This window comes from Mesorhizobium sp. M1329 (assembly GCF_040318035.1).
Classification (GTDB): Bacteria; Pseudomonadota; Alphaproteobacteria; order Rhizobiales; family Rhizobiaceae; genus Mesorhizobium.
In genome coordinates this window covers 24,668-47,047 of record NZ_JAMYLN010000001.1, presented here as the reverse complement: position 1 = coordinate 47,047, position 22,380 = coordinate 24,668, and the positions used below count along the sequence as shown (strand labels likewise).

The window sequence follows — 22,380 nt, the reverse complement described above, 5'->3', positions numbered from 1 at the left end:
GTCATCGTTTATCGCCGATGGACGATGACCGAATCCCCCCTCGTAACGGACCGAAGCCGCGCGGCAGATGAACGCGCGCCGGCCAACTGCATGCCGGCGAACTGTACGCCGGATAGCCGCGCTGTCGCCGTCCGGCTCGCGGCCCTTTCGCATCCCGCGCGGATCGAAATTCTCAAGCACCTTTCCGCCAGCCGTTCCTGCTGCTGCCGCGAGGTCGTCGAGCATCTCGACCTGGCGCAGTCCACTGTTTCCCAGCATTTGAAGATCCTGGTCGAGGCCGGGCTGATCCGCTTCGAGCCTGACCGCCAGCGCTCGCGCTATGAGATCGACCGTGCCGCGCTCGCCGATGTTTCGGCATCGCTGGCCGCGCTGGTCGATTCCTGCTGCTCCGGCCGCTAAAATCATAAAGGTAAACAAGAATGGCCGAGAAAACCGTTTCCGCCGATTCCGGCTCGACCTTTAGAACGTTGCGCAATCTCTGGCCCTATATGTGGCCGGCCGACCGCGCCGACCTGAGGGCGCGGGTGGTGTGGGCCACCGTGCTGCTGGTTGTCGCCAAGCTGACCCTGGTGGCCGGACCCTATTTCTTCAAATGGGCGACCGACGCACTGGCCGGCGATAGCAAATCGCCGCCGCCGCTGCCGGCCTTCCTCCTGGCGCCGGTCATGCTGGTCGTCGCCTACAATGCCGTGCGGCTGGTGCAACTCGGCTTCAACCAGTTGCGCGACGCCCTGTTTGCACGGGTCGGCCAGCATGCGGTGCGCCGGCTCGCCTTCCGTACCTTCGTGCACATGCACGAACTGTCGCTGCGCTTCCACCTCGAACGGCGCACCGGCGGACTGTCGCGCGTCATCGAGCGCGGCACGAAGGGCATCGAGACGATCGTCCGCTTCACCATGCTGGCGACGGCGCCGACAATCGTCGAATTCGCGCTCACCGCCGGCATCTTCGCCGTCACCTATGGCTGGCTATACGTCTTGGTGATCGCGGTCACGGTCTGGCTCTATGTCTGGTTCACCGTCAGGGCGAGCGATTGGCGTATTTCGATCCGCCGCGAGATGAACGACAGCGACAATGAAGCCAGCACGAAGGCGATCGACTCGCTGCTCAACTACGAAACAGTCAAATATTTCAACAACGAAGCCATGGAGGCCGAGCGCTTCGACCGGTCCACGGCGCGCTATGAGGTGGCGGCGACCAGGACCTGGACCTCGCTTGGCTGGCTGAACTTCGGCCAAGGTGTGATCTTCGGCATCGGCATGACCGTCGTCATGGTGATGTCGGCGCTCGAGGTGAAGGCAGGCACACAGAGCGTCGGCGATTTCGTCTTCGTCAACGCCATGCTCATGCAGCTTTCGGTGCCGCTGAATTTCATCGGCATGATCTACCGCGAAATTCGCCAGGGCCTGACCGATATCGAAAACATGTTCGATCTGCTCGACGTCAAACGCGAGATCGTCGATCGGCCGGGCGCCAAGCCGCTGGGCGTCGATGCCGGCAAGGTCGAGTTCCGCGACGTACATTTTTCCTACGACCCCAACCGCAAGATCCTGAAGGGCATCAGCTTCGAGGTGCCAGCCGGCAAGACGGTGGCCATTGTCGGCCCCTCCGGAGCCGGCAAGTCGACCATTTCGCGGCTTCTGTTTCGCTTCTACGACATCCAGCGCGGCAAGATTCTGATCGACGGCCAGGACATTCGCGACGTGACGCAGGAGAGCTTGCGCGCCGCCATCGGCATGGTGCCGCAGGACACGGTGCTGTTTAACGACACCATCGCCTACAACATCCGCTACGGCCGCGTCGGCGCCAGCGAGGAGGATGTGCGCAAGGCGGCAGAACTGGCCCAGATCGGACCGTTCATCGAGCGGCTGCCCGACGGCTATCGCTCAATGGTCGGCGAGCGCGGGCTGAAACTGTCCGGCGGCGAGAAGCAGCGGGTGGCGATTGCCCGCACCATTTTGAAGGCACCGCCGATCCTGATGCTCGACGAGGCGACCTCGGCGCTGGACAGCCACACCGAGCAGGAGATCCAGGCGGCACTCGACCTGGTCAGCCAGGGCCGCACCACCATCGTCATCGCCCACCGGCTGTCGACGGTGATTTCGGCCGACGAGATCATCGTCCTGCAGGATGGCCAGATCGCCGAGCGCGGCACCCATGTCGCCTTGATAGCCAAGCGCGGCCTTTATGCGTCGATGTGGGACCGTCAGCGCGAGGCAAGCGAGGCCGAGGAGCGGCTGCGCATTGCCCGCGAAAGCGACGAGTTCGGCGTCGTCGTCCGCCGCCGCACCTCCGAGGTGAGCTGAAAATTCGTGCTTGACCTCAACTTAAGTTGAGATCGTAGGCCGTTTTGGATCGCAGCAAGATGCGTCGTTCAAAACGGAGACAATCGATATGAATGGGATAAATCAGGCAGTCAGTGGCGGCAGCGTATTCCGGGTGGACAAGTTTGTCGTTCCGGCCAATGCCCGCGAGGAGATTCTTGCCAAGGTCCGGATGACGCATGAATTGCTGCGCCAGCAGCAAGGGTTCGTCCAGGATTTCCTGCTCGAGCAATTCTCGGGGCCGGGCGAGTTCAACCTCGTGACCATTGTCGAATGGGAAGGGCAGGCCGCTGTCGACAAGGTCGTGCCGATCATCAAGGCTGCGCATGAGCGCAGCGGCTTCAATCCTCAGGAGACCATTGCGCGACTTGGCGTCAAGGCCGATATCGCCAACTATCGGCGGATCCCCGGGATGTAAGCTCTCTACGGCCAGCCGGCGCCCGGCGCGATAGCCTCGACGCTGAGCACTTGGCCGGTACGGGCATCGCTGATCATATGTTCGAAGCCGCGCCATTCGGCGGCGACGATGAACAGCGTTTTTCTCTCGCTGCCGCCGAGCATGCAGGCAAAGCAGCCGCGATCGACGTCGACGCTTTCGAGCATCGCGCCGCCCTCGCGCACCCGCACGCAATGCCGGTTCGGAACATCGGCATACCACGCCGCACCTTCGGCATCGAGGCAGATGCCGTCGGGAAAACCGTTGCCGAGATTGGCCCAGACCCTCCGGTTGGAAAGGCCACCATCGGCAGCGATGTCGAAGGCGGTCAGCCGGTTGGCGTGGGACTCGGCAACGATAAGCGTCTTGTTGTCAGGCGTAACCGCCATGCCATTGGCGAAGGCGAGGTTCTCAGCCACCTGCTGAACCGAGCCGTCAGGCGCGACCAGTACGATGGTGCCGGGGCCGAAATGCTGGCCGGGAGCCGGAGCAGGCCCACCGCCATTGACGTATATGTTGCCGCGCCCATCGACCACGATCTCGTTCCACGGGCTCTTCGACAGGTGTCTCAGGTCGGCATGGGTGACCAGCCTCCCGTCTGCCTCCTGCCTGAGGACCAGCCCTTCGCGGCCGGAGACGACAAGCAGGCGCCCGTCCGGAAGCCAGTCAATGGAATAGGGCAGGGTGGCCGGCACGGTGAGCACGATCTCGCTGTTGCCCAGAGCGTCAACGGCAATGATCTGGCCTGTGCCCCAGTTGCAGAACCACAGCCGGCCGTCGTGCCAGCGCGGCGACTCGCCGAAGGCCAAGCCGTTCATGACCACTTGCACTTGCCTAGCTGCTGATTTCTGCATGGGCCGAGAACCTCCGGGTTTGCGCAAATCGTCATGGCTGAAAGGCCGATGAGAGGCGCTGTTTTGCCAAGGACGGGCGAGAGTGCTGCGTTCCGACAATGAGGATGGCGACGGCGTCGTTTATATTTGACCTGAGTAGCCGCACGGAACCGCGCGATGCGCCGTGCGCATCCACGGTCGCTGTCGACCTCTTGCTGCGCAGGGCCGGGTTCGATCCGACCGATGCTGTCGTCTCTGCGAACTCGGTCGTGCCTATGGAAGGTGGCACGGTTGTGAACTGGGTGGTTATGGCCGACGAGCATGTATTCCTCCTCCAGTCGACCCCGAAAGGCGGCGTGCTACGCGGCAGCCACGAAGAGAGCTTGGCGGAGGCCGATCGGCGCGAGCTCGAGGAGTATTTCGACCAAGCGGCGGCAGCGGGTGCCTGAGGGGATTTCGCTTGACCGTTCTGAGACGGCGACGACCGCCACCTCCAAGCGCTCCCATTGTCGCGTTGCGAGCGCGGGGTGTTTCCGCTATTGAGGCCGGACTTGGAACCAAGGTTATCCTCATCCCATGAGCCTCGTCGACACGATCAAGAATGCGTTCGTTCCGATCCATCGCGAGGGTTATCCCTTTATCGCTGCGTTCGGCGCGGCGACGCTCTTTCTTGGCTATTTGTCCTCGACCCTGTTCTGGATCGGTCTCATCCTGACCGCCTGGTGCGCCTATTTCTTCCGCGATCCCGAGCGTGTCACGCCGATCGACGACCGGCTGGTTGTCAGCCCTGCCGACGGCATCGTCTCGGCGGTCGGCCCGGCCGTGCCGCCGCGCGAGCTCGGCCTAGGTGGTGGTGAAATGACCCGCATCTCAGTGTTCATGAACGTCTTTTCCTGCCACGTTAACCGCTCCCCGGTGCGTGGCCGCATTTCCAGGATCGAGCATCGGCCAGGAAAATTCCTCAATGCCGAACTCGACAAGGCAAGCACCGAGAACGAGCGCAACGGGCTGGTCATCGAAAGCCCCAATGGAACAGTCGCCGCGGTGCAGATCGCCGGCCTGGTAGCGCGGCGCATCGTCTGCTGGGCCGAGCCCGGCGGCGCCATCGGCACCGGCGAGCGCTTCGGCCTGATCCGCTTTGGCTCGCGCGTCGATGTATTCCTGCCCTCGACCGCGACGCCGCGCGTCGCGGTCGGCCAGACCGCGGTCGGCGGTGAGACGGTGCTGGCGGAATTCGGCGGCGTTGCCGCAACGCCGCTCGTGCGGATCTCCTGACCGGTGGCGCCGCCGTTCAAGAAATTCGAGGCGCATGGCGGCGGTGGCCCGCGCATTCGCGAAATCCCAATGCGCATGGTGCTGCCCAACCTGGTGACTGTGCTCGCCATTTGCGCCGGCCTGTCCGGTATTCGCTTCGGCTTTGAGGGCCGCTTCGAGCCAGCGGTGGTGATGGTGCTGCTCGCCGCCTTCCTCGATGGTATCGACGGCCGTCTGGCGCGAATGCTGAAGGCGACTTCCAAATTCGGCGCCCAGATGGATTCGCTGGCCGATATCGTCAATTTCGGCGTGGCACCGGCGCTGGTGCTCTATGCCTTTCTGCTCGACAGGGCAGGTTCGCCGGGCTGGATCGCGGCGCTGCTGTTCACCATCGCCTGTGGGATGAGGCTTGCCCGTTTCAACGTGCTCGACGAAGAGCTCGACCGCCCGCAGTGGCAGACCGAATATTTCGTTGGCGTGCCGGCGCCGGCGGGTGCGGTGCTGGTGATGCTGCCGCTCTATCTGTTCTTCCTCAGGCTTGGCCTTGAACCCAGCCGCCTGGCAGCCTTCATTGCCACCGGCTTTACAATATTGGTGGCGTTCCTGCTGGTCAGCAGACTGCCGGTCTATTCCGGCAAGAGCGTCAGGATACCGGGCGACAGGGTGCTGCCGATCATCCTCGCAGTCGTCCTTTACGTCCTGCTTTTGATGACCTATCCCTGGTATACGCTGACGGCCTCGGTTGCCGGCTATCTGGTCTTCTTGCCGTTCAGCGTGCGCGCCTATTCGAGACGCGCCAAGCGCGAAGGCGAGAAGGTGCCGTCCTCGGATATTGGCTGACAGATTTGGTGCCAGTTCGCGTTGCACCTGGCAGTGCATGATTCCGAAAAGGGTCATCCGTTTAGACTTAGGACCGGCTCGCAGAGCGCGCGGCGCCGCGGAATGCACTTCAAAAACCCGTTTTCGGAACTTGCTGGGCGGCTAGACCGTTTGTGCTTGGTAGGTCCGTTTTAAGCGGCAGCTGGTAGTACGCAATCAGCGTCGCGCAAGCTGCCGCATCGGGCGCAGAACCATCGGAAACGAGGAGAAATGGCTGTCATCCTCATCGGCGCGTTACTGACTGTCGCCGGCCTCGTCTATATGGCGGTTGCTGCCATCATGCGCGGGCGGCTTAGTGAGCCGGCCGCTGTCTCCACCGCGCCGGATAGTGCGACGCCCAATCTCGCAACACCAGGTCCAACCCTGGAGCCGCGGCGGCGCGGGCTCCGTTTTCTCGGCCTGTCGCAGAACTGGCCGGGCCTGCTGATGATGGCCGTCGGCGCCATTCTGCTGTTGTCGGTGGTGGTCTTCTGATGCATGTCGCGCAAAAGTGTGCAGCGGTTTTGCGATAACGGCATGCATAAAAGCAAGAATCCAAAGCGCGTCGCACAAGGCAGGTCGAACGCGACGCGCTTTAGAGTTTTCGACAGCAAACCTCACGCGGCTGCGCTCAGTCCCAGCCTCTCGAGTGCCAGCTTTCTAGTCGAGACATAGTCTGTCTTGCCCGAGCCCAGTACAGGGATCTCCGCGACCTTGACGATGTCGTTCGGCACCATCAGTTCGGCCGCCCCGGCTTTTTTGCCGAATTCGCGCAATTCGTTGGGATCGGCATTATCGGCGGTGGTGACCAGGACGAGGCGCTCGCCGCGCCGCTTGTCCGGCACTGCCACCACGGCGTGATGCTCTTCGGGCCACAGCGACTGCACCAGCATCTCGACCGCACCAAGCGATACCATCTCGCCGGCTATCTTGGCGAAGCGCTTGGCGCGGCCGCGAATGGTGATGAAGCCTTCGCGATCGACCGAAACGATATCGCCGGTGTCGTGCCAGCCTTCGAGCGGCTGCAACTCGCCAGGCCGGTCGCCGGTCATGTAGCCCATCATCAGGTTCGGCCCGTCGAGCCATAGCCGGCCGGCGTCGCTGATGCCTTCGACCGGTTCGAGTTTCATGCGCATGGCCGGCAGCAGCCGCCCGACCGTGCCGTCGCGGCCGTGGATGGCGGTGTTGACGGCAACCACCGGTGCGGCCTCGGTCAAGCCAAAACCTTCGATGATCTCGGCCTGGAAGCGTTCCCGGTAAACCCGGCGCGTCTCCGGCTTCACCGCCTCGGCACCGGCGACAACGAAGCGCAGGCTGGAAAAATCGCCGTCCTTGGCGGTGCGGGCATAGTTGGCGAGGAACGTGTCGGTGCCGAACATCACCGTCGGCCGGACCTTGCGCGCCACCTCCGGAATAAGCTTATAGTGGAGCGGTGAGGGGTAGAGGAACAGCTTTACGCCGGTGACCAGCGGCAGGATGGTGCCACCGGTCAGGCCGAACGAGTGGAACACCGGCAGCACGTTGAGCAGGATGTCGACCGGCGAGATGGTGATGCGGGCTTCCGCCTGCATCGCATTGGCAAGAAGGTTCCGGTGCGACAGCACCACGGCCTTGGGCGTGCCTTCCGAGCCGGAGGTGAACAGGATCACCGCCGGCTTGGCTGCATCCTGGCGCTGCAACGGCCAGCGCCACAGCAAGCCGGCTGCGGCCTTGTCCAGCACGGTCACGCTTGCGTGAACATCCTCCAGCCACAGCAGCTTCGCCCCGCCCTTTTCCACCGCCTCGACGATGTCGGCGAGGTTGGCCTTTTCGACAAAGGCGCGTGAGGAGATCACGGTGCGGATCATCGCCGTGCGGACGGCGGCGGTGACGCTGGCCGGGCCGGCGGTATAGTTGATCATTGCTGCCACCCGCGCAGCCGACAAAAGTCCGACGAACGACAGCACGACGCCATTGACGTTGGGCAGGAGCAGCCCGACCGCTTCGCCCGGCGCTGTTATTGCCTCAAAGCGGCGGCCCAAAACCCTGGCGCCGATGAACATTTTCCGGTAGCTCAGCGCACCGCCAATGACGTCCTCGATTATTGGGTGCGAAGCGCCAACACGGTCGGCCGCATCGCGCATGGCGAGGAACAGCCCTCGGTCGAGATCACTGCCGAAAAGCCTGGCCTCGGCGAAGCGATCAAACAGCGCATTGGTGTTGGAGGCCTGATCTGGGTTCCGCGCCACCAGCTCGGCGACGGTCATCGGCTCCAGCGCGCTGATCGACAGCCGCGGAAACCAATGGCGCGGCGCCTTGTCCGCCGGCGTCAGCGAGGCCGGCAGGCCGCGTGCGCCGGCAACGAAGATCGGAACGATGCGGGCGTCGGCCTGCATCGCGATACGGGTGATGGCACGAAACAGCCGAAACGATTTTACGTCGGGCTCGACCGCATCCGGCAGGTAAACGGCGAGCCGGCCCTTGCCCTTCAGCACCCGCACCAATCTGCGGCTGACGAAGACATGCTCGGCGTTGAAGGCGATGGTGCGGCCGAGCTCGCGCCACGGCTCCAACCACGGCGATCTGGCCGAAGCCTGATCGAGGATGTGCAGCGTGTCCTCCGGCAGCAGCGACAGCATCAGCGCCGGCTCGATGCGTGACTGATGCCAGATGACATAGATGACCGGGGCCACCGACCTGCGCGCAATCTTGATGCGCTCGTCGCCGATCCGGTAGGCGAGCTTGAACGGCACGTAGAGCAGCGCCTGGCTCAAACGCAGGCCGAGGCGGAACTTCTCCACCACGCCGATCAGCAGCCAGGCCGCGACAAGACCCGCAAGCAGCGCCAGTGTCAGGATCATCGCCGCATCTCCCAACGATCTCACGTCGCGGCTCTTCAGTGGCCGCTTCGGGTGAGAACCTAGCCGAAGTTGGATCAACGTCAATGCGGCTCCATTTTTCCTTCTCTCTTATGTTTGATTCGGCTCGGCTGCCTATCGCAGCTATGCCGCTTTCATCCTTCCGCTGATGAAGCGGAATTCCTGCGTCTTGCCGCCAAAGCCATAGGCGGCCGCAGGCACTTCATGCACGAGGGCGTAGCTTTCCTCATGCACCTTACCCAGCAGCCGGCCGAATGCCGCGAAAATTGCCTGCAGATACGCCTCCAGTTCGAGCTTGGTGTTGGTGCCGTCGACAACCTTGATGTCGAGCCAGGCCGTGTTGGTGCCATGCTCGGCCAGCGACTTGCCGCCGGCGAACCAGTGCTCGGGGTCGTGATAGGAAATGGCAACAGCTGTGATCGTCGCGTCCTTGCGCAGATGCGTGGCCGCCAGTTCGGTCACTTCCTTGGCAATGGCGGCGGACAAAGCGGCATCAGGCTTGCCGGTAACGCTGACATTGATGATCGGCATATTTCTTCTCCTCGGTTTGGCGGTTCCCTGGCGCGGGCTGCGTCGATCGTCGGCCGCTCGCCGTCCGCAGTGACCGCGCAGATGCAGCGGCTGGAGGACGTTGTCGGCGAACCGCTGCTGGTGCCGCAGGGGCGAGGGCGCGGCCTGACGCTGGCAGGCGAGGATCTGGTCGGCCACGCGCGTCGCATCCTTGCCGCGCATCGCGAGGCGTGGCTGGCCCTCAAAGGGGCGCACGCCGACGGGCGCGTCGCCATCGGCACGACGCAGGATTTCGCCGACAGCGGCTTGCCGCAGCTGCTCAGGGCTTTTGCTGTCAGCCATCCGCGCGTCAGGATCGAACTGCGCGTCGGCCGTTCCGCCGAACTGGCGCAGGCTTTGCAGGCCGGCACCCTTGATCTGGCCATTGCCATGCGGCAGGTGCCGACACGGGACGAAGTCGGTGTGCTCAAGGAACCAATGATCTGGCTTTGCTCACAGAACGGGCTGGCCACCCGCCACGACGAACTGCCATTGGCGCTGCTCGATCCCCATTGCGGGTTTCGCGAAGCGGCGACAAGTGCACTCGATGCGGCCGGCCGTCGCTACCGCATTGCTGCCGGCAGTGCCAGCCTTGCCGGCCTGCGCACGGCGGTGCACGCCGGCATCGCCTTGACGTTGAGGACGGCGCGCTTCGCTCATTCCGGCATCGTCGAGGCGCCGCGCGATCTTGATCTGCCGCCGGTGCCGGTCGCCGCATTCGCCGTCCGCTTGCGTGAGGATGCCGACCGGCCGGCGCAGGATCTGGCCGCGTTGTTGAGCGGCAACCTAGCCTTGGCCAATTGAGCCAGCAAAGAAAAAGCCGACCTTGCGGTCGGCTTCTGAGTAGGACGGGCCGAGGGGTTTGGGGGGACTTGGGGTGGCCCGTCGCAGCCATAATGCCTGAGCCCTATGATGGTTCCATGACTTTTCAAATTAATTTTCAGGACCGGATTTCTCGTGATCGGACCACCAATTCGCGCTCGGACGCGGCGAGGATTGGTCGTGCATCCGCTGCGCGCTGCCTCGCCATCAGCCAGTCGCGGCCAGCGTGAGCGAACACCGCGCAAAGCACGATGGCGCCGCCGACCATGCTGGCTGCCGGCGGAATCTCCGCCAGGAACAGGAAGGCAAACAGGATCGCGAATGGCACTTCTGCCGAGCCCAGCAATCCGGACTCGGCCGCCGAAATAAGCCGGGTGCCCTCCGTCCACAGGATCGAGGCCAGCGCGAACGAGGCGCCGAAGGTGGCAAGAAGCACAGCGTCCCTGGCCGAGACAGCCAGCGGATCGGTGATGAACCAGCCGAGCACGAACAGAAGGAACGCCGACACGGCACCCGCCCACACCACTGGCGTATCACGGAAGGCGCGCACCATGATCATGTAGAGGGCGCTCCCGATCGTCATCAGCAGCGCCAGCCCGTCGCCGAACAGATGGCCTGTGCCGAAGCCGGACCAGACCATGATCGCCACACCGCATAGTGACACGGCGGCGGCGGCAAGCGTCTGCAGCCGGAACGGTTCGCGGACCAACAGGAGGGCCAGCAGCGCGGTGACGAAAGGGGCGGTGGCATAGATGATCGCGACATTGGCGACAAAGGTGAACTTGAACGCCGAGATGAAGGCGATGCTGGCGAGCGCGCCCTCGATCGTCAGCAGCCAGCCGCGCCAGCCGAGCCGCAGGCTGTCGCGACCGCCGGAGCGCTGGCGGCGCCATAGCACATAGAGGCTGATCAGGATCGAGCCGACGAAGCCGCGCCAGCAGGTAATAGTCAGCGGGTCGGCATGGATCGATTTGGTCAGCACGCCTGTGAGGCCGAAGACGGCCGCCGATGCCGAGACCAGGATGATGCCAAGGGTACGTTCGCGGGCGCTTTCCACTGTGCCTGGCATGTCCAGCAATTCCGTCATCTCACCAGCCTACTCTGCCCCGTCCTGACACCATAGTGTCAGCTTGATCGAGGCGTCGAAACAGCAGACCGGCAGCCCCGGTGAACAGGATGCCGGCGAAACCCTTTCGCGGGTTTCGAGGATGGCGATATCGGCCATATGTCCGCCGGCCTTACGAATGTGTTGCGAGAGAGGGTTTGAAGGCGTTGGATGCTCCCGTATCGTCAGGCTATACGGGCAAAACCCTGCCAAGCGCTACGCCAGCCGGGACTTGCGTTTGGGGCAGGCGACACCGCCGTTAAGCAGCGAAGCCGGGCAACTATGGGAGAGAAATGAAATGGACGCGATCGCATTGAAGGCCATGCAAACGCCGCTGAAGGAGGCCTATCGCGACGACGCCTCGCGCGCGCTGATTACCCTTAGGGCCAAGGGATCGATCGACGATCAATCGATCGCCTGCAAGGTTGAAACGGGCAGGGCGATTGCCATTGCCGGGCTGCATCCAGCGACCGGCGGCACCGGGCTCGAACTCTGCTCTGGCGACATGCTGCTGGAGGCGCTGGTGGCTTGCGCCGGCGTCACGCTGAAGGCGGTGGCGACGGCGCTGGAATTCCAGCTTGGGGCCGCCACAGTGGAAGCCGAAGGCGATCTCGACTTTCGCGGCACGCTTGGCGTGGCGAGGGATGCGCCGGTTGGCTTCCGCGCCATCCGCCTGACATTCGGCCTCGACACCGACGAGCCGCAGGAGCGCATCGATGCGCTGCTCAAACTGACCGAGCGCTACTGCGTGGTGTTCCAGACCATCAACCAGAAACCGGAGCTGACGGTAAGCGCGCGACGCTGAGGCTGCTGATCTCCCTCCTTGAGGGGGAGATGCCCGGCAGGGCAGAGGGGGTTGTCGCGCATGAAGCGCTAACCCCTCTTTTCGCAAATGGAAGGTAGCGTCAGGACGCGACGACCCCCTCTGTCGCCTTCGGCGACATCTCCCCCTCAAGGAGGGAGATCAAGTCCTACTGCGCCGACGGCTCCTCGGCGTCGCCCTCGTCGGCGAAGGGAGAGGCGCTCGGCACGCACTGCACCGACCAGCCGGCCGGCGTCGGTTGCTTCTGGTATTCGGTTATGGCGAAGGTGCACTGTTCGCGGGTGTCGAATGTGCTGGGCAACACGACCATGCCGCCTTGCGGGCCGGCGATCACCAGATACCAGACTAACGCTACGCTCGGTGCCGCCATGGGTATTTCCTCGCTCTGCTTGTTTTGGGAGTCGCACGATCCTAGCAACTCTGGCCCAGCGGCGAAAGCTGGGCCAAAGCGCGGCCTTAAGCCACGGCATCACAGCCGCGTGATGTTAGGCCGCTTACTCCGGCTGCCGGTAGGCGACAAAGCGGTTGTGCTTGGCCTGGAAGATCAGCCCCGTTTCCTTGAGCGTGGGGCTGGCAAGCGGCACGATACGCTTGGCGATCTCTGAAGGATGCGGCAGCGTTTCCGGATCCTCGCCGGGTACGGCCTGCGCCCGCATCGCGGTGCGCGTCGCCCCCGGATCGGCGGCGTTGACCCTGAGCGGCAGGTTTTCGGTTTCATGCGCCCAGGAACGCGTCATGGCCTCGACCGCAGCCTTCGACGCCGCATAAGGCGCCCAGAAGGCGCGTGCAGAGTGGGCAAGGCTGGAGCTCAGCACGATAGCGCGGCCGGCATCGGAGAGCCGCAGCAGCGGGTCGACCGAGCGGATCAGCCGCCATGTTGCGGTGACGTTGATGGTCATCACCTTCTCGAAGGTCTTGGCCTCGACATGGCCGATCGGGGCGATGACGCCGAGCACAGCGGCGTTGGCGACCAGTATGTCGAGCTTGCCCCAGCGCTCGTGGATGGCGCCGCCCAGCCGGTCGATCCCCGCCATGTCGGCAAGATCGAGCGGGACGAGCGTCGCTTGTCCGCCGCCTGCCTTGATCTGGTCGTCGAGCTCGTCCAGCCCGCCGACGGTGCGGGCAACCGCAATCACATGTGCACCGGCCGCGGCAAGCTCCCTGGCGATGAAATAGCCGATACCGCGCGAGGCGCCCGTGACGACCGCAACGCGGCCGGAGAGATCGAGGGTCATGCTTGAACTTCCATGAGGTCGGCGTGAGGCACCCCCCTCTGCCCTGCCGGGCAGAGGGGGGTAACCTGGCGAAGACAAATGGCGATCCGGCAACCTTACGACCCGCCGGCCGCTAACAGCGACAGCGTGCGCACATTGTCGGAGCCTTCGAAGTCGGCCAGCCGGGTCGGATACTGGCCGGTGAAGCAGGCGTCGCAGAATTGCGGCTGCTCGTTGTCGCGGCCGGCCTCGCCGACGGCGCGGTAGAGCCCGTCGATCGATAGGAAGCCGAGCGAATCGACGCGGATGAACTCGGCCATCTCCTCCACCGACATGCGCGACGCCAGCAGCTTCGACTTTTCCGGTGTGTCGACGCCGTAAAAGCAGGAGGCGCGCGTCGGCGGCGATGCGATGCGCATATGTACTTCCTTGGCGCCGGCATCGCGCACCATCTGCACAATCTTCTGGCTGGTGGTGCCGCGCACGATGGAATCGTCGACCAGCACCACGCGCTTGCCTTCGATCATGCGGCGGTTGGCGTTGTGCTTGAGCTTGACACCCATGTGGCGGATCGAATCGCCGGGCTGGATGAAGGTGCGCCCGACATAGTGATTGCGGATGATGCCGAGCTCGAACGGAATGCCCGCGGCCTGCGAAAAGCCGATCGCCGCCGGCGTGCCCGAATCCGGCACCGGCACGACGATGTCGGCCTCGACCGGACTTTCCTGCGCCAGCTCGGCGCCGATGCGCTTGCGCACTTCATAGACGTTGCGGCCTTCGACCGACGAATCCGGCCGCGCGAAATAGACATATTCGAAAATGCAGAAGCGGGTCTTCTGCGGCTCGAACGGGAACAGGCTTTCGATGCCCTTACTAGTGACGACGACCATTTCGCCGGGCTTCAGGTCGCGCACGAAACGCGCCCCGATAATATCGAGCGCGCAGGTCTCCGAGGCGAGAATCCAGGCACCGTCGAGATCGCCGAGCACCAGCGGCCGGATGCCGAGCGGGTCGCGGCAGCCGATCATCTTCTTGGACGTCATTGCCACCAGCGAGAAGGCGCCTTCGACCTGGCGCACCGCATCGATGAAGCGCGAATTCAGGTCGCGCTCCTTGCTGGTGGCGACCAGGTGCAACAGCGTCTCGGTGTCGGAGGTGGAAGAAAAGATGGCGCCTTGCTTCTGCAGCGCGCGCTGTACGGTCATGGCGTTGGTGAGATTGCCGTTGTGGGCGACGGCAAAGCCGCCATCGGCAAGTTCGGCGAAGAAAGGCTGGATGTTGCGCAGGCCGGAGCCGCCGGTGGTGGCATAGCGTGTGTGCCCGATGGCACGGTTGCCTTGCAGGCTGTCGATGACACGCTGCTTGGTAAAGGTGTCGCCGATCAGGCCGACATGGCGTTCGACATGGAATTGGGTGCCGTCATAGGAAACGATGCCGGCCGCTTCCTGGCCGCGATGCTGCAACGCATGCAGGCCGAGCGTTACGATGGCTGCGGCGTCCTGCCGGCCGAAAATGCCGAACACGCCGCATTCGTCGTGGAAATGGTCGTCGGCTTCGGCGGAAAGCACGTCGTCTGCGTCTGCCACTGAGGCTGCCATTGGGGGCTCAAGCTCCGCTAAAGTCGCCATATAAGGTCATAACGCATCGAAAGCAACGCACGTCGTGCGGCATTCACATGATCGTCAGTCTTGAGCCTCGCCAAGTCGGCAGATTGGCAAGTCTGCCGAAATCAGTTTGCCGGCGCCGGGTTTGCAGGTGCCGGCGTGGCGGGCGCATTGTCGGCCGGCGGCGCGTCGCTGTCGTCGGGTGCTGGAGCAGTGGCGTCGTCGCCGGCGGCAGGGGCTTCCGCTGCAGGCGCATCGGGGGCCAGAGGCGTCTCGGTGGCCGGCTGATTCGGATTGAGCTTGTTGAGGATGGCGTTTTCCGGATCCTCTGGCAGCAGGCTTTCGAGCTTGGCGCCGATCGATTCGAGCAACGGCTTTGACTTGGCGTTGGCAATCCAGCCTGGAGCCTTGGCGCCGGCCAGCCAATTGAAGAAAAGCAGCGCAACAGCGACGACCAGGACGCCACGCGCCGCGCCGTAGAGGAAGCCAAGTGTACGATCGAGCGCACCGATCCTGGAATCGATGATCCAGTCGGCGAGCTTCATGGTGATGACGGAAACGACGATCAGCGCGACAATGAAGACGATACCAGCGGCCGCCGCCATGGCGGCCTTTTCGTTGTCGATATAGGGCTGAATGTAAGGCAGCACCGGCTTGTAGAAAAAGAAGGCCGCCGCAGCAGCAGCTGCCCAGGAGATGATCGACAGGATCTCGCGCGAAAAGCCGCGAACCATAGCGAGCATCGCCGAGACCAGGGTGAAGCCGACGAGAATTCCGTCAAGCAGCGTAATCGGCATGTTTTTCGCCCCACTCCGATCTCTTTTTCACGGCTCGACGAGCCGCATCACTCTTGCTCGTCGGCGCGGCTGCGCCGAGAGCCGGCTATGCGCGCCACGAGATCGGCCAGCTCGGTGGGCTGGAAAGTGCCGGCTCCGATCCCCCCGACCCCATTACCACCAGCAAGTTCCTCGCTGCCCAAGGGCAGAACCGCGCTTCCGAAACCCAGCTTTTCGGCTTCCTTGAGGCGCTGCTGCGCATGCGCAACCGGCCTCACTGCACCGGAAAGGCTGATTTCGCCGAAATAGACGCAATCGGCGGGAAGGGCAAGACCGGTGAGCGAGGAAACCAGTGCCGCCGCCACGGCCAGGTCGGCCGCCGGCTCTGAAATGCGGTAGCCGCCGGCAACGTTGAGATAGACGTCGTGCGTGCCGAAGCGGACGCCGCAATGGGCTTCCAGAACCGCCAGGATCATCGACAGCCGGGCACCGTCCCAGCCGACGACGGCGCGGCGCGGTGTGCCCAGCGTCGACGGCGCCACCAGCGCCTGGATCTCGACCAGCACCGGCCGTGTGCCTTCCATGCCGGCGAAAACCGCGGCACCCGGCGACTTCGCATGGCGTTCACCGAGGAAAAGCTCGGACGGGTTGGCGACTTCCCGCAAGCCTTTGTCCGACATTTCGAAGACGCCGATCTCGTCGGTTGGCCCGAAGCGGTTCTTGACCGTGCGCAGGATGCGGTAGTGGTGGCCGCCTTCGCCCTCGAAATAGAGCACCGCGTCGACCATGTGCTCGACCACCCGTGGTCCGGCGATCTGGCCCTCCTTGGTGACGTGGCCGACCAGAACGATCGCCGCTCCTGTGGATTTTGCATAGCGGATCATCGCTTGGGCGGCGGCACGCACCTGGGTGACCGTGCCGGGTGCCGAATCGGCCATGTCGGTCCACAGCGTCTGGATCGAATCGAGAATGACCAGATCCGGCCGCTTGCCGTCGGCGATGGTGGCGAGGATGTCCTCGACATTGGTCTCGGCGGCGAGTTCGACCGGGGTGTCGGCGACGCCGAGCCGCTGGGCGCGCAGCCTGATCTGGGCGACCGCTTCTTCACCCGAGACATAGACGATGCGGTGGCCCTTTGCGGCCAGTGCGGCAGCGGCCTGGGTGAGCAGCGTCGATTTGCCGATGCCTGGATCGCCGCCGACCAGCAGCGCCGAGCCGCGCACGAAGCCGCCGCCCGTGGCGCGGTCGAGCTCGCCGATGCCGGAGACGATGCGCGGCGCATCCTCGATGTCGCCGGAGAGGCTGGTCAGCACCACCGCGCGGCCCTTGCGGGCGTTGCGCGTATTCGCCGGGCCGGAACCTATGCCGCCCGACGTGCCTTCCTCGACCAGCGTGTTCCACTCGCCGCAGGCATCGCATTTGCCGGCCCAGCGCTGATGCACCGAACCGCAATTCTGGCAGATGAACTGAATGCGGGATTTGGCCATCAGCGTCGCGTCGCTTGCCAATTGCCGAGGCTCGGCGATCCGGCCCACCCCCCTCTGTCCTGCCGGACATCTCCCTCGCAAAGGGGGAGATTGGCTGTCATCGACGCAGTCGCCAATCTCTGATGTCGCAGGAAGAGAGCCGGCGGCAAAACTGCCGATCTCCCCCCTTGCGGGGGAGATGGCCGGCAGGCCAGAGGGGGGTGTGACGGAGCGCGACGGTTGGTCAAAAGCTACTCGAACCGATCCGGCAAATGATGCTCCTCGGCAAGGTCCGAGAAGCGGGTGAATTCGCCCTGGAAGGCGAGGCTGACCGATCCCGTTGGACCGTGGCGCTGCTTGGCGACGATGACTTCGGCCTTGCCGCGCATTTCGTTCATCTCGTGCTCCCACTTGATGTATTCGTCGGTACCCGGCTTCGGCTCGCGGTTCTTCAGATAATATTCCTCGCGGTAGACGAACAGCACCACGTCGGCGTCCTGCTCGATCGACCCCGATTCGCGGAGATCCGAAAGCTGTGGGCGCTTGTCGTCGCGGCTCTCGACCTGGCGCGACAGCTGCGACAGGGCGATGATCGGGACCGCCAGCTCCTTGGCCAGTGCCTTGAGGCCGGTGGTGATCTCGGTGATTTCCTGGACGCGGTTTTGCGATGATTTCGCGCTCGATCCCTGCATCAGCTGGATATAGTCGATTACGATGACGTCGAGGCCGCGCTGGCGCTTCAGGCGACGCGCGCGGGCCGACAGCTGAGCGATGGAAATGCCGCCGGTCTGGTCGATGAACAGCGGGATTTTCTGCATTGTCTGCGAGCAGGCGACCAGCTTTTCGAAATCCATCTCGCTGATCTCGCCGCGGCGGATTTTCGACGACGGGATTTCCGTCTGTTCGGAAATGATGCGGGTGGCCAGCTGTTCGGATGACATTTCGAGCGAAAAGAAGCCGACGACGCCGCCATTGGCCGCCTTGAACGAGCCGTCCGCCTGCTGCGCCGGGACATACGCCTCGGCGATGTTGAAGGCGATGTTAGTGGCGAGCGAGGTTTTGCCCATGCCGGGGCGGCCGGCAATGATGATCAGGTCGGACGACTGCAGGCCGCCCATGCGGCGGTCGAGGTCGCGCAAGCCGGTGGCGACGCCCGACAAATGCCCGTCACGCATATAGGCGGCATTGGCCATGTCGACGGCGGTCTTGACGGCATCGGTGAAGCTTTCGAAGCCGCCATCGTAGCGGCCGGTTTCGGCCAATTCGAACAGGCGCCGCTCGGCATCCTCGATCTGGTCGGAGGGCGACATGTCGACCGGCGCGTCATAGGCGATGTTGACCATGTCCTCGCCGACAGTGATCAGCGCGCGCCGCGTCGCCAGATCGTAGATGGCGCGGCCATAGTCGGTTGCGTTGACCACCGTGACGGCCTCGACCGCCAACCGCACGACATATTGCGCCACCGTCATGTCGCCGACCTTCTCGTCGGCCGGCAGGAAGGTCTTCAGCGTGATCGGCGTCGCGATCTTGCCCATGCGGATGAGCTCGGCCGCGACCTCGAAGATCTTTCTATGCAGCGGCTCGTAGAAATGGCCGGGCTTTAGGAAGTCGGAGACGCGGTAGAAGGCATCGTTGTTGACCAGTATGGCGCCGAGCAGCGCCTGCTCGGCCTCGATATTGTTCGGCGCCTCGCGATAGAGCGGTGTTTCCGCCACGCCGAATTTTCGTGCTGCCTCTGCCATGATGTCCCCGGTCCTGATCCCCGTCTCTCGATATCAGAACGAGACAAGTCGGTGATGACTTATCTGCATCAGTCCCCAACCAACCAACTTTGATGCCCGCGATTCACAGCCAGGATCTTTCGGTGGAAAGAATCTCGATTGACTCGAATCAAGATGGCGAGCCTAGCCGTTCTCAGGCGAGAACAAAACAGGAAAATAGCTGCCGGTCATTCCGGCAAGGCATCACCCCAGTCCAGTCGCCGCGCGGCCTTGAACGCCTCGCCGTCGCGCTTGGTGAACAGTCGCTCGGCAGCACTCCCATCCTGTTCGCAAAGCTTCAGCAAGACCTTGCCGGAGCCCGACTTCGGCGGCCCGATCACTCGCGCGCGAGGCGGAGCGGCCGGATGGCGGGAGGCCGCGACAAAGATGAATTTCTCGTCCTCCCACGGCACCTCGGCATCCTTGGCCAGACGGTGCAGGCGCGAGCGGGCGACGCGGCGGGCGAAATGGCACCAGTCGGGAGCGACGAGCGGGCAAGGCGCCTCATGCGGGCAGGGCGCAAGCACGTGCGCCCCTGCCTCGATCAGCTGCCGCCGCACGGCAAGGATACGCTGCCAGCCGGCCGGCGTGCCCGGCTCGACGACCAGCAGCGTGTCTGCGGTCAGCTGCCAGAGCCGGTCGACGAGTTTTGCCAGCGATGCCGGCGCGATCTCATCCAGCACATAGGCTGAAGTCACCAGCTCGGCCGGCTCGAGATCGACCAGGTCGATGGTGATGTCGCCAGTCCGCCAGGCGGTCCTGGCCGTGATCGCATCCGCGGCAAGCGCCTCGCCGACCCGCCGCACCGCGGCGCCGGCCTCGAGCAGCACCGCCTGTTCGAGATCGGGCCAGAGATTGATTGTGGCCCAAAGCACCGTGCCAGGGCCGGCGCCGACATCGAGCAGGGTTCTCGGAGCATAATCGGGCTGCGCCTCGCTTACCGCATCGAGGCTGGCGCGAACGGCAGCATAGGTCGCCGGCAGCCGCGTTGCCAGATAGGCCTTCACCGCCATGTCTTCGGCCATGTGCAGGCGGCCGTCGCGCAACTCGGCGCGGTAGCGGTCCGACAGCGTCTTTGCCGCTTGCTTAAGCATCGGCAGCGGCACCTGTTCGAGAAGGCGGTCGACGCCTTGTCTGAGTAGGACGGGCAGTTCCATCGCTCACGCGGTCCGAGGTGCGAGCAGAATGACCGAGGCGCCAATGATGCAGATCGCGGCACCGGCAAGATCCCAACGGTCGGGGTGCACGCCTTCCGCCAGCCACAACCAGGCCAGCGAGGCGGCAATGTAGATGCCGCCATAGGCGGCGTAGGCCCGGCCCGCCGCGCTGGTGTCGACCAGCGCCAGCAGCCAGGCGAATAGTACGAGCGAGACGAGACCGGGCGCCAACCACAGCGGCGATTTTTCCAGCCGCCACCACGCCCAGAACGAAAAGCAGCCGGCGATCTCGGCAAGTGCGGCGGCGACGTAGAGGAGGTAGGTCATGAAAAAAGGTCCCGCGTTGACGGGACCCTTTTCAGCGTGCCAGCCGGCAATGGCAAGCGGCAATGGCGCGATCGCCGATCGTCTACTCCGGATCCGCCACCTTGCGGCGGCGAGCAGGCTTGGCCGCCGGGGCCTTTTCACGACGTCCAAGATCGCGCATCTCCAGCGCCTTCTCGCAACTGGCCATGTAGTCGCGCGTCACCGGCAGCGTGTCGTTCTTCTTGGCAATCTGGATCTGGAAGATCACCAGGTCCTGCCAGCGGAAGGCAGCTTCCGAGGCGGCAAGATAGAACTCCCACATACGGCAGAAGCGCTCGTCATAAATCGCCTTGGCCTTGTCGCGGTTGGCGGCAAAGCGCTCGCCCCAATGCTTCAGTGTCTCGGCATAATGCAGCCGCAGAACCTCGATGTCGGTGACGACGAGCCCCGATTTTTCGATGGCAGGCATCACTTCGGAGAGCGACGGGATGTAGCCGCCCGGGAAGATGTACTTGCGGATGAAGGCGCTGGTTGCCCACGGCACGCCGGAGCGGCCGATCGTGTGCAGCAGCATGACGCCGTCCGGCTTCAGCAGCGTCGCCGACTTGTCGAAGAAGGTGCGGAAATGATTGACCCCGACATGCTCGAACATGCCGACGGAGACGATGCGGTCGAAACGCTCATTGAGTTCGCGATAGTCCTTGATGTCGAAATGCACCCGGTTTTGCAGGCCTTGCGCATGGGCGCGGTCGGTGGCGACGCCGTGCTGCTCGGTCGACAGCGTCACGCCCTGTACGTCGACGTCGAATGCCTTGGCGAGATAGAGACCAAGCCCACCCCAGCCGGAGCCGATATCAAGAACCGTCTGGCCGGCCTTCAGCCTGAGCTTGGCGGCGATATGGCGCTTCTTGGCCGCTTGTGCCTCGTCGAGCGTCATATCCGGCTGCTCGAAATAGGCGCAGGAATATTGCATGTCCTCATCGAGGAAGAGGCGGTAGAGGTCGCCCGACAGATCGTAATGGCGCTGCACGTTGCGGCGCGCCCGCGACGCCGTGTTGATCTGCTGCAGGCGCCGGAAGGCGTGGCGCAGACCTTCGATCGCCTTGGACCAGGTGGCATCGATACCGCCGCTGCCCATGTTCTGGAAGGCAATCCGCATCACCCCCAGCACGCCGCCCTCGAGAATGTCGAGTTCACCGTCCATGTAGGCTTCAGGCACCGCCAGCATCGGGTCGAAGGTTATCGCTCGCTCGGCATGCCTTGTCTTGATGTGCATGTGCACCGGCTCGCCGCTGCCGTCACCGAAAGTCACCATCGAGCCTTGCGGCCCTGTCACCTTGAGATTGCCTGTGCGGACCAGGCGGTCGAGAACGCGTTTCAGCAGAATATTCATGACCAAATGTCCCCTCTCGGTCAGACAGGCTGTCTTATTCTGCATCAAGATATAGGGTTCGAAAAGTTCCATTTGGCATAAAAATGCCCGGGTACGAGGCCCGGGCATTGGTCCAGAATAGCGATTAGCCGGCGAATGCCGGCGAATGACGATCAGCCGTTGTCTTCGCCGCCCTCGAACTCCGCATTCGGATCGAAGAAGTTTTCCGGCCGCGCATTGTCGTTGATGTCCTCGCCGTAGATGGCTTCGGCGGTGGTCAGCGTTTCGCCCTTGGCCTGGCGCTCGGCTTCGTCGGCCGTGCGGGCAATGTTGAGCGTGATGGTGACCTCGACTTCCGGGTGCAGAGCGATCGCCACATTGGTGACGCCGATGGTCTTGATCGGCTGGTTGAGCAGGATCTGGTTGCGGTTGACCGAAAAACCTTCCGCCGTCACCAGCTCGGCGATGTCGCGCGTCGAGACCGAACCATAAAGCTGACCGGTTTCGCCGGCCGAGCGCACGGCGATGAAGCTCTTGCCGTCGAGCTTTTCGGCAATCTGCGCGGCCTCGGACTTGCGCTCCAGGTTGCGAGCTTCGAGCTGGGCCCGCTGTCCCTCGAACTTCTTCTTGTTAGCTTCGTTGGCGCGCAGCGCCTTGCCTTGCGGCAGCAGGAAATTGCGGGCGAACCCATCCTTGACCTTGACGGTGTCACCCATCTGGCCGAGGCGGGAAACGCGTTCGAGAAGAATGACTTCCATGGTTTTGTTCCTTCGCTTGGGCGCTATCCTCAGGATCGGCGCCGAATTGTCTGGGACAGGTCAGGAAGCTTGGGCGTCGCCGCCTGTGTCGCTGTCCTGCCTGTC

The 22,380-nt window shown here is 63.8% G+C and carries 23 protein-coding genes; 9 read left to right on the top strand and 14 right to left on the bottom strand.

All coding sequences use genetic code 11. From position 1 onward, the window contains the following. Positions 1-24: 24 nt before the first annotated feature. From NKH21_RS00240 to NKH21_RS00230, 3 genes are all read left to right on the top strand, one after another. Positions 25-399: an ArsR/SmtB family transcription factor gene (locus NKH21_RS00240; protein WP_352667277.1), complete on the top strand. Its 375-nt coding sequence runs from the start codon at positions 25-27 to the stop codon at positions 397-399. A 20-nt stretch (positions 400-419) separates the two neighbouring features. Then, positions 420-2,306: an ABCB family ABC transporter ATP-binding protein/permease gene (locus NKH21_RS00235; RefSeq protein ID WP_352862642.1), complete on the top strand. Its 1,887-nt coding sequence runs from the start codon at positions 420-422 to the stop codon at positions 2,304-2,306. 88 nt (positions 2,307-2,394) lie between these two features. After that, complete coding sequence (locus NKH21_RS00230; protein WP_352862641.1) at positions 2,395-2,742, top strand: antibiotic biosynthesis monooxygenase; 348 nt, start codon at positions 2,395-2,397, stop codon at positions 2,740-2,742. Positions 2,743-2,747: 5 nt separating this feature from the next. On the opposite strand, the gene NKH21_RS00225 is transcribed toward NKH21_RS00230, so the two are convergent. Beyond that, positions 2,748-3,614 carry an SMP-30/gluconolactonase/LRE family protein gene (locus tag NKH21_RS00225; protein ID WP_352667270.1) on the bottom strand — a complete coding sequence of 289 codons (867 nt, stop codon included), beginning with the start codon at positions 3,612-3,614 and terminating at the stop codon, positions 2,748-2,750. Positions 3,615-3,718: 104 nt separating this feature from the next. On the opposite strand from NKH21_RS00225, the gene NKH21_RS00220 reads away from it, so the two are divergent. From NKH21_RS00220 to NKH21_RS00205, 4 genes are all read left to right on the top strand, one after another. Then, positions 3,719-4,042: a hypothetical protein gene (locus tag NKH21_RS00220; protein ID WP_352862640.1), complete on the top strand. Its 324-nt coding sequence runs from the start codon at positions 3,719-3,721 to the stop codon at positions 4,040-4,042. Positions 4,043-4,169: 127 nt separating this feature from the next. Then, the gene (locus NKH21_RS00215) at positions 4,170-4,868 is read left to right on the top strand and encodes a phosphatidylserine decarboxylase (protein WP_352862639.1); all 699 of its coding nucleotides are present in this window, start codon (positions 4,170-4,172) and stop codon (positions 4,866-4,868) included. Between the two features lie 3 nt (positions 4,869-4,871). Next, entirely contained in the window at positions 4,872-5,687 is an 816-nt protein-coding gene (locus tag NKH21_RS00210) for a CDP-alcohol phosphatidyltransferase family protein (protein WP_023677728.1), read from the top strand. A 249-nt stretch (positions 5,688-5,936) separates the two neighbouring features. Next, on the top strand, positions 5,937-6,200 hold the full coding sequence (locus NKH21_RS00205) for a hypothetical protein (RefSeq protein ID WP_352667264.1): 264 nt from the start codon (positions 5,937-5,939) through the stop codon (positions 6,198-6,200). A gap of 122 nt (positions 6,201-6,322) precedes the next feature. On the opposite strand, the gene NKH21_RS00200 is transcribed toward NKH21_RS00205, so the two are convergent. Together NKH21_RS00200 and NKH21_RS00195 are read right to left on the bottom strand one after the other, a co-directional pair. After that, a complete protein-coding gene (locus NKH21_RS00200) occupies positions 6,323-8,545 on the bottom strand; it encodes an AMP-binding protein (RefSeq protein ID WP_352862638.1) in 2,223 nt (740 codons plus the stop codon). A 141-nt stretch (positions 8,546-8,686) separates the two neighbouring features. Next, positions 8,687-9,094 carry a tautomerase family protein gene (locus NKH21_RS00195; RefSeq protein ID WP_352862637.1) on the bottom strand — a complete coding sequence of 136 codons (408 nt, stop codon included), beginning with the start codon at positions 9,092-9,094 and terminating at the stop codon, positions 8,687-8,689. Between NKH21_RS00195 and NKH21_RS00190 the strand changes: the two genes are divergently transcribed. Then, entirely contained in the window at positions 9,080-9,916 is an 837-nt protein-coding gene (locus tag NKH21_RS00190; protein WP_502911835.1) for a LysR substrate-binding domain-containing protein, read from the top strand. The genes NKH21_RS00195 and NKH21_RS00190 overlap by 15 nt on opposite strands. A gap of 136 nt (positions 9,917-10,052) precedes the next feature. Here NKH21_RS00190 and NKH21_RS00185 read toward each other — a convergent pair whose 3' ends face one another. Beyond that, positions 10,053-11,021 (bottom strand): DMT family transporter, encoded by a 969-nt coding sequence (locus tag NKH21_RS00185; protein WP_502911821.1) that lies wholly within the window; start codon positions 11,019-11,021, stop codon positions 10,053-10,055. Positions 11,022-11,337: 316 nt separating this feature from the next. Here NKH21_RS00185 and NKH21_RS00180 point away from each other — a divergent pair, with 316 nt between their 5' ends. Further along, positions 11,338-11,844 carry an OsmC family protein gene (locus tag NKH21_RS00180; RefSeq protein WP_352862635.1) on the top strand — a complete coding sequence of 169 codons (507 nt, stop codon included), beginning with the start codon at positions 11,338-11,340 and terminating at the stop codon, positions 11,842-11,844. Between the two features lie 166 nt (positions 11,845-12,010). Here NKH21_RS00180 and NKH21_RS00175 read toward each other — a convergent pair whose 3' ends face one another. The 10 genes from NKH21_RS00175 to rplI form a co-directional block, all read right to left on the bottom strand. Next, positions 12,011-12,232 carry a hypothetical protein gene (locus tag NKH21_RS00175; protein WP_292662211.1) on the bottom strand — a complete coding sequence of 74 codons (222 nt, stop codon included), beginning with the start codon at positions 12,230-12,232 and terminating at the stop codon, positions 12,011-12,013. 124 nt (positions 12,233-12,356) lie between these two features. Next, the gene (locus NKH21_RS00170) at positions 12,357-13,097 is read right to left on the bottom strand and encodes an SDR family NAD(P)-dependent oxidoreductase (protein WP_352862634.1); all 741 of its coding nucleotides are present in this window, start codon (positions 13,095-13,097) and stop codon (positions 12,357-12,359) included. Between the two features lie 95 nt (positions 13,098-13,192). Continuing rightward, entirely contained in the window at positions 13,193-14,674 is a 1,482-nt protein-coding gene (gene purF, locus NKH21_RS00165; protein WP_502903425.1) for an amidophosphoribosyltransferase, read from the bottom strand. 131 nt (positions 14,675-14,805) lie between these two features. After that, the gene (locus tag NKH21_RS00160) at positions 14,806-15,477 is read right to left on the bottom strand and encodes a CvpA family protein (protein ID WP_352862633.1); all 672 of its coding nucleotides are present in this window, start codon (positions 15,475-15,477) and stop codon (positions 14,806-14,808) included. Positions 15,478-15,524: 47 nt separating this feature from the next. Next, on the bottom strand, positions 15,525-16,943 hold the full coding sequence (gene radA, locus NKH21_RS00155; protein WP_352862882.1) for a DNA repair protein RadA: 1,419 nt from the start codon (positions 16,941-16,943) through the stop codon (positions 15,525-15,527). 230 nt (positions 16,944-17,173) lie between these two features. Further along, positions 17,174-18,664, bottom strand: a complete 1,491-nt coding sequence (locus NKH21_RS00150; RefSeq protein ID WP_023677714.1) for a replicative DNA helicase — start codon at positions 18,662-18,664, stop codon at positions 17,174-17,176. Positions 18,665-18,870: 206 nt separating this feature from the next. Then, positions 18,871-19,839, bottom strand: a complete 969-nt coding sequence (locus NKH21_RS00145; RefSeq protein WP_352862632.1) for a small ribosomal subunit Rsm22 family protein — start codon at positions 19,837-19,839, stop codon at positions 18,871-18,873. Positions 19,840-19,842: 3 nt separating this feature from the next. Further along, on the bottom strand, positions 19,843-20,166 hold the full coding sequence (locus NKH21_RS00140) for a YnfA family protein (protein WP_352862631.1): 324 nt from the start codon (positions 20,164-20,166) through the stop codon (positions 19,843-19,845). An 82-nt stretch (positions 20,167-20,248) separates the two neighbouring features. After that, the gene (locus tag NKH21_RS00135; RefSeq protein ID WP_352862630.1) at positions 20,249-21,538 is read right to left on the bottom strand and encodes a cyclopropane fatty acid synthase; all 1,290 of its coding nucleotides are present in this window, start codon (positions 21,536-21,538) and stop codon (positions 20,249-20,251) included. A 152-nt stretch (positions 21,539-21,690) separates the two neighbouring features. Then, the gene (gene rplI, locus NKH21_RS00130; protein WP_254820243.1) at positions 21,691-22,275 is read right to left on the bottom strand and encodes a 50S ribosomal protein L9; all 585 of its coding nucleotides are present in this window, start codon (positions 22,273-22,275) and stop codon (positions 21,691-21,693) included. Positions 22,276-22,380: the final 105 nt, after the last annotated feature.

Excerpts from the sequence above, each read along its gene's own strand:
- NKH21_RS00240 (WP_352667277.1), top strand. The coding sequence starts at position 25 with ATGACCGAATCCCCCCTCGTAACGGACCGAAGCCGCGCGGCAGATGAA.
- NKH21_RS00235 (WP_352862642.1), top strand. The coding sequence starts at position 420 with ATGGCCGAGAAAACCGTTTCCGCCGATTCCGGCTCGACCTTTAGAACG.
- NKH21_RS00230 (WP_352862641.1), top strand. The coding sequence starts at position 2,395 with ATGAATGGGATAAATCAGGCAGTCAGTGGCGGCAGCGTATTCCGGGTG.
- NKH21_RS00225 (WP_352667270.1), bottom strand. The coding sequence starts at position 3,614 with ATGCAGAAATCAGCAGCTAGGCAAGTGCAAGTGGTCATGAACGGCTTG.
- NKH21_RS00220 (WP_352862640.1), top strand. The coding sequence starts at position 3,719 with ATGGCGACGGCGTCGTTTATATTTGACCTGAGTAGCCGCACGGAACCG.
- NKH21_RS00215 (WP_352862639.1), top strand. The coding sequence starts at position 4,170 with ATGAGCCTCGTCGACACGATCAAGAATGCGTTCGTTCCGATCCATCGC.
- NKH21_RS00205 (WP_352667264.1), top strand. The coding sequence starts at position 5,937 with ATGGCTGTCATCCTCATCGGCGCGTTACTGACTGTCGCCGGCCTCGTC.
- NKH21_RS00200 (WP_352862638.1), bottom strand. The coding sequence starts at position 8,545 with ATGATCCTGACACTGGCGCTGCTTGCGGGTCTTGTCGCGGCCTGGCTG.
- NKH21_RS00195 (WP_352862637.1), bottom strand. The coding sequence starts at position 9,094 with ATGCCGATCATCAATGTCAGCGTTACCGGCAAGCCTGATGCCGCTTTG.
- NKH21_RS00185 (WP_502911821.1), bottom strand. The coding sequence starts at position 11,021 with ATGACGGAATTGCTGGACATGCCAGGCACAGTGGAAAGCGCCCGCGAA.
- NKH21_RS00180 (WP_352862635.1), top strand. The coding sequence starts at position 11,338 with ATGGACGCGATCGCATTGAAGGCCATGCAAACGCCGCTGAAGGAGGCC.
- NKH21_RS00175 (WP_292662211.1), bottom strand. The coding sequence starts at position 12,232 with ATGGCGGCACCGAGCGTAGCGTTAGTCTGGTATCTGGTGATCGCCGGC.
- NKH21_RS00170 (WP_352862634.1), bottom strand. The coding sequence starts at position 13,097 with ATGACCCTCGATCTCTCCGGCCGCGTTGCGGTCGTCACGGGCGCCTCG.
- purF (WP_502903425.1), bottom strand. The coding sequence starts at position 14,674 with ATGGCAGCCTCAGTGGCAGACGCAGACGACGTGCTTTCCGCCGAAGCC.
- NKH21_RS00160 (WP_352862633.1), bottom strand. The coding sequence starts at position 15,477 with ATGCCGATTACGCTGCTTGACGGAATTCTCGTCGGCTTCACCCTGGTC.
- radA (WP_352862882.1), bottom strand. The coding sequence starts at position 16,943 with ATGGCCAAATCCCGCATTCAGTTCATCTGCCAGAATTGCGGTTCGGTG.
- NKH21_RS00150 (WP_023677714.1), bottom strand. The coding sequence starts at position 18,664 with ATGGCAGAGGCAGCACGAAAATTCGGCGTGGCGGAAACACCGCTCTAT.
- NKH21_RS00145 (WP_352862632.1), bottom strand. The coding sequence starts at position 19,839 with ATGGAACTGCCCGTCCTACTCAGACAAGGCGTCGACCGCCTTCTCGAA.
- NKH21_RS00140 (WP_352862631.1), bottom strand. The coding sequence starts at position 20,166 with ATGACCTACCTCCTCTACGTCGCCGCCGCACTTGCCGAGATCGCCGGC.
- NKH21_RS00135 (WP_352862630.1), bottom strand. The coding sequence starts at position 21,538 with ATGAATATTCTGCTGAAACGCGTTCTCGACCGCCTGGTCCGCACAGGC.
- rplI (WP_254820243.1), bottom strand. The coding sequence starts at position 22,275 with ATGGAAGTCATTCTTCTCGAACGCGTTTCCCGCCTCGGCCAGATGGGT.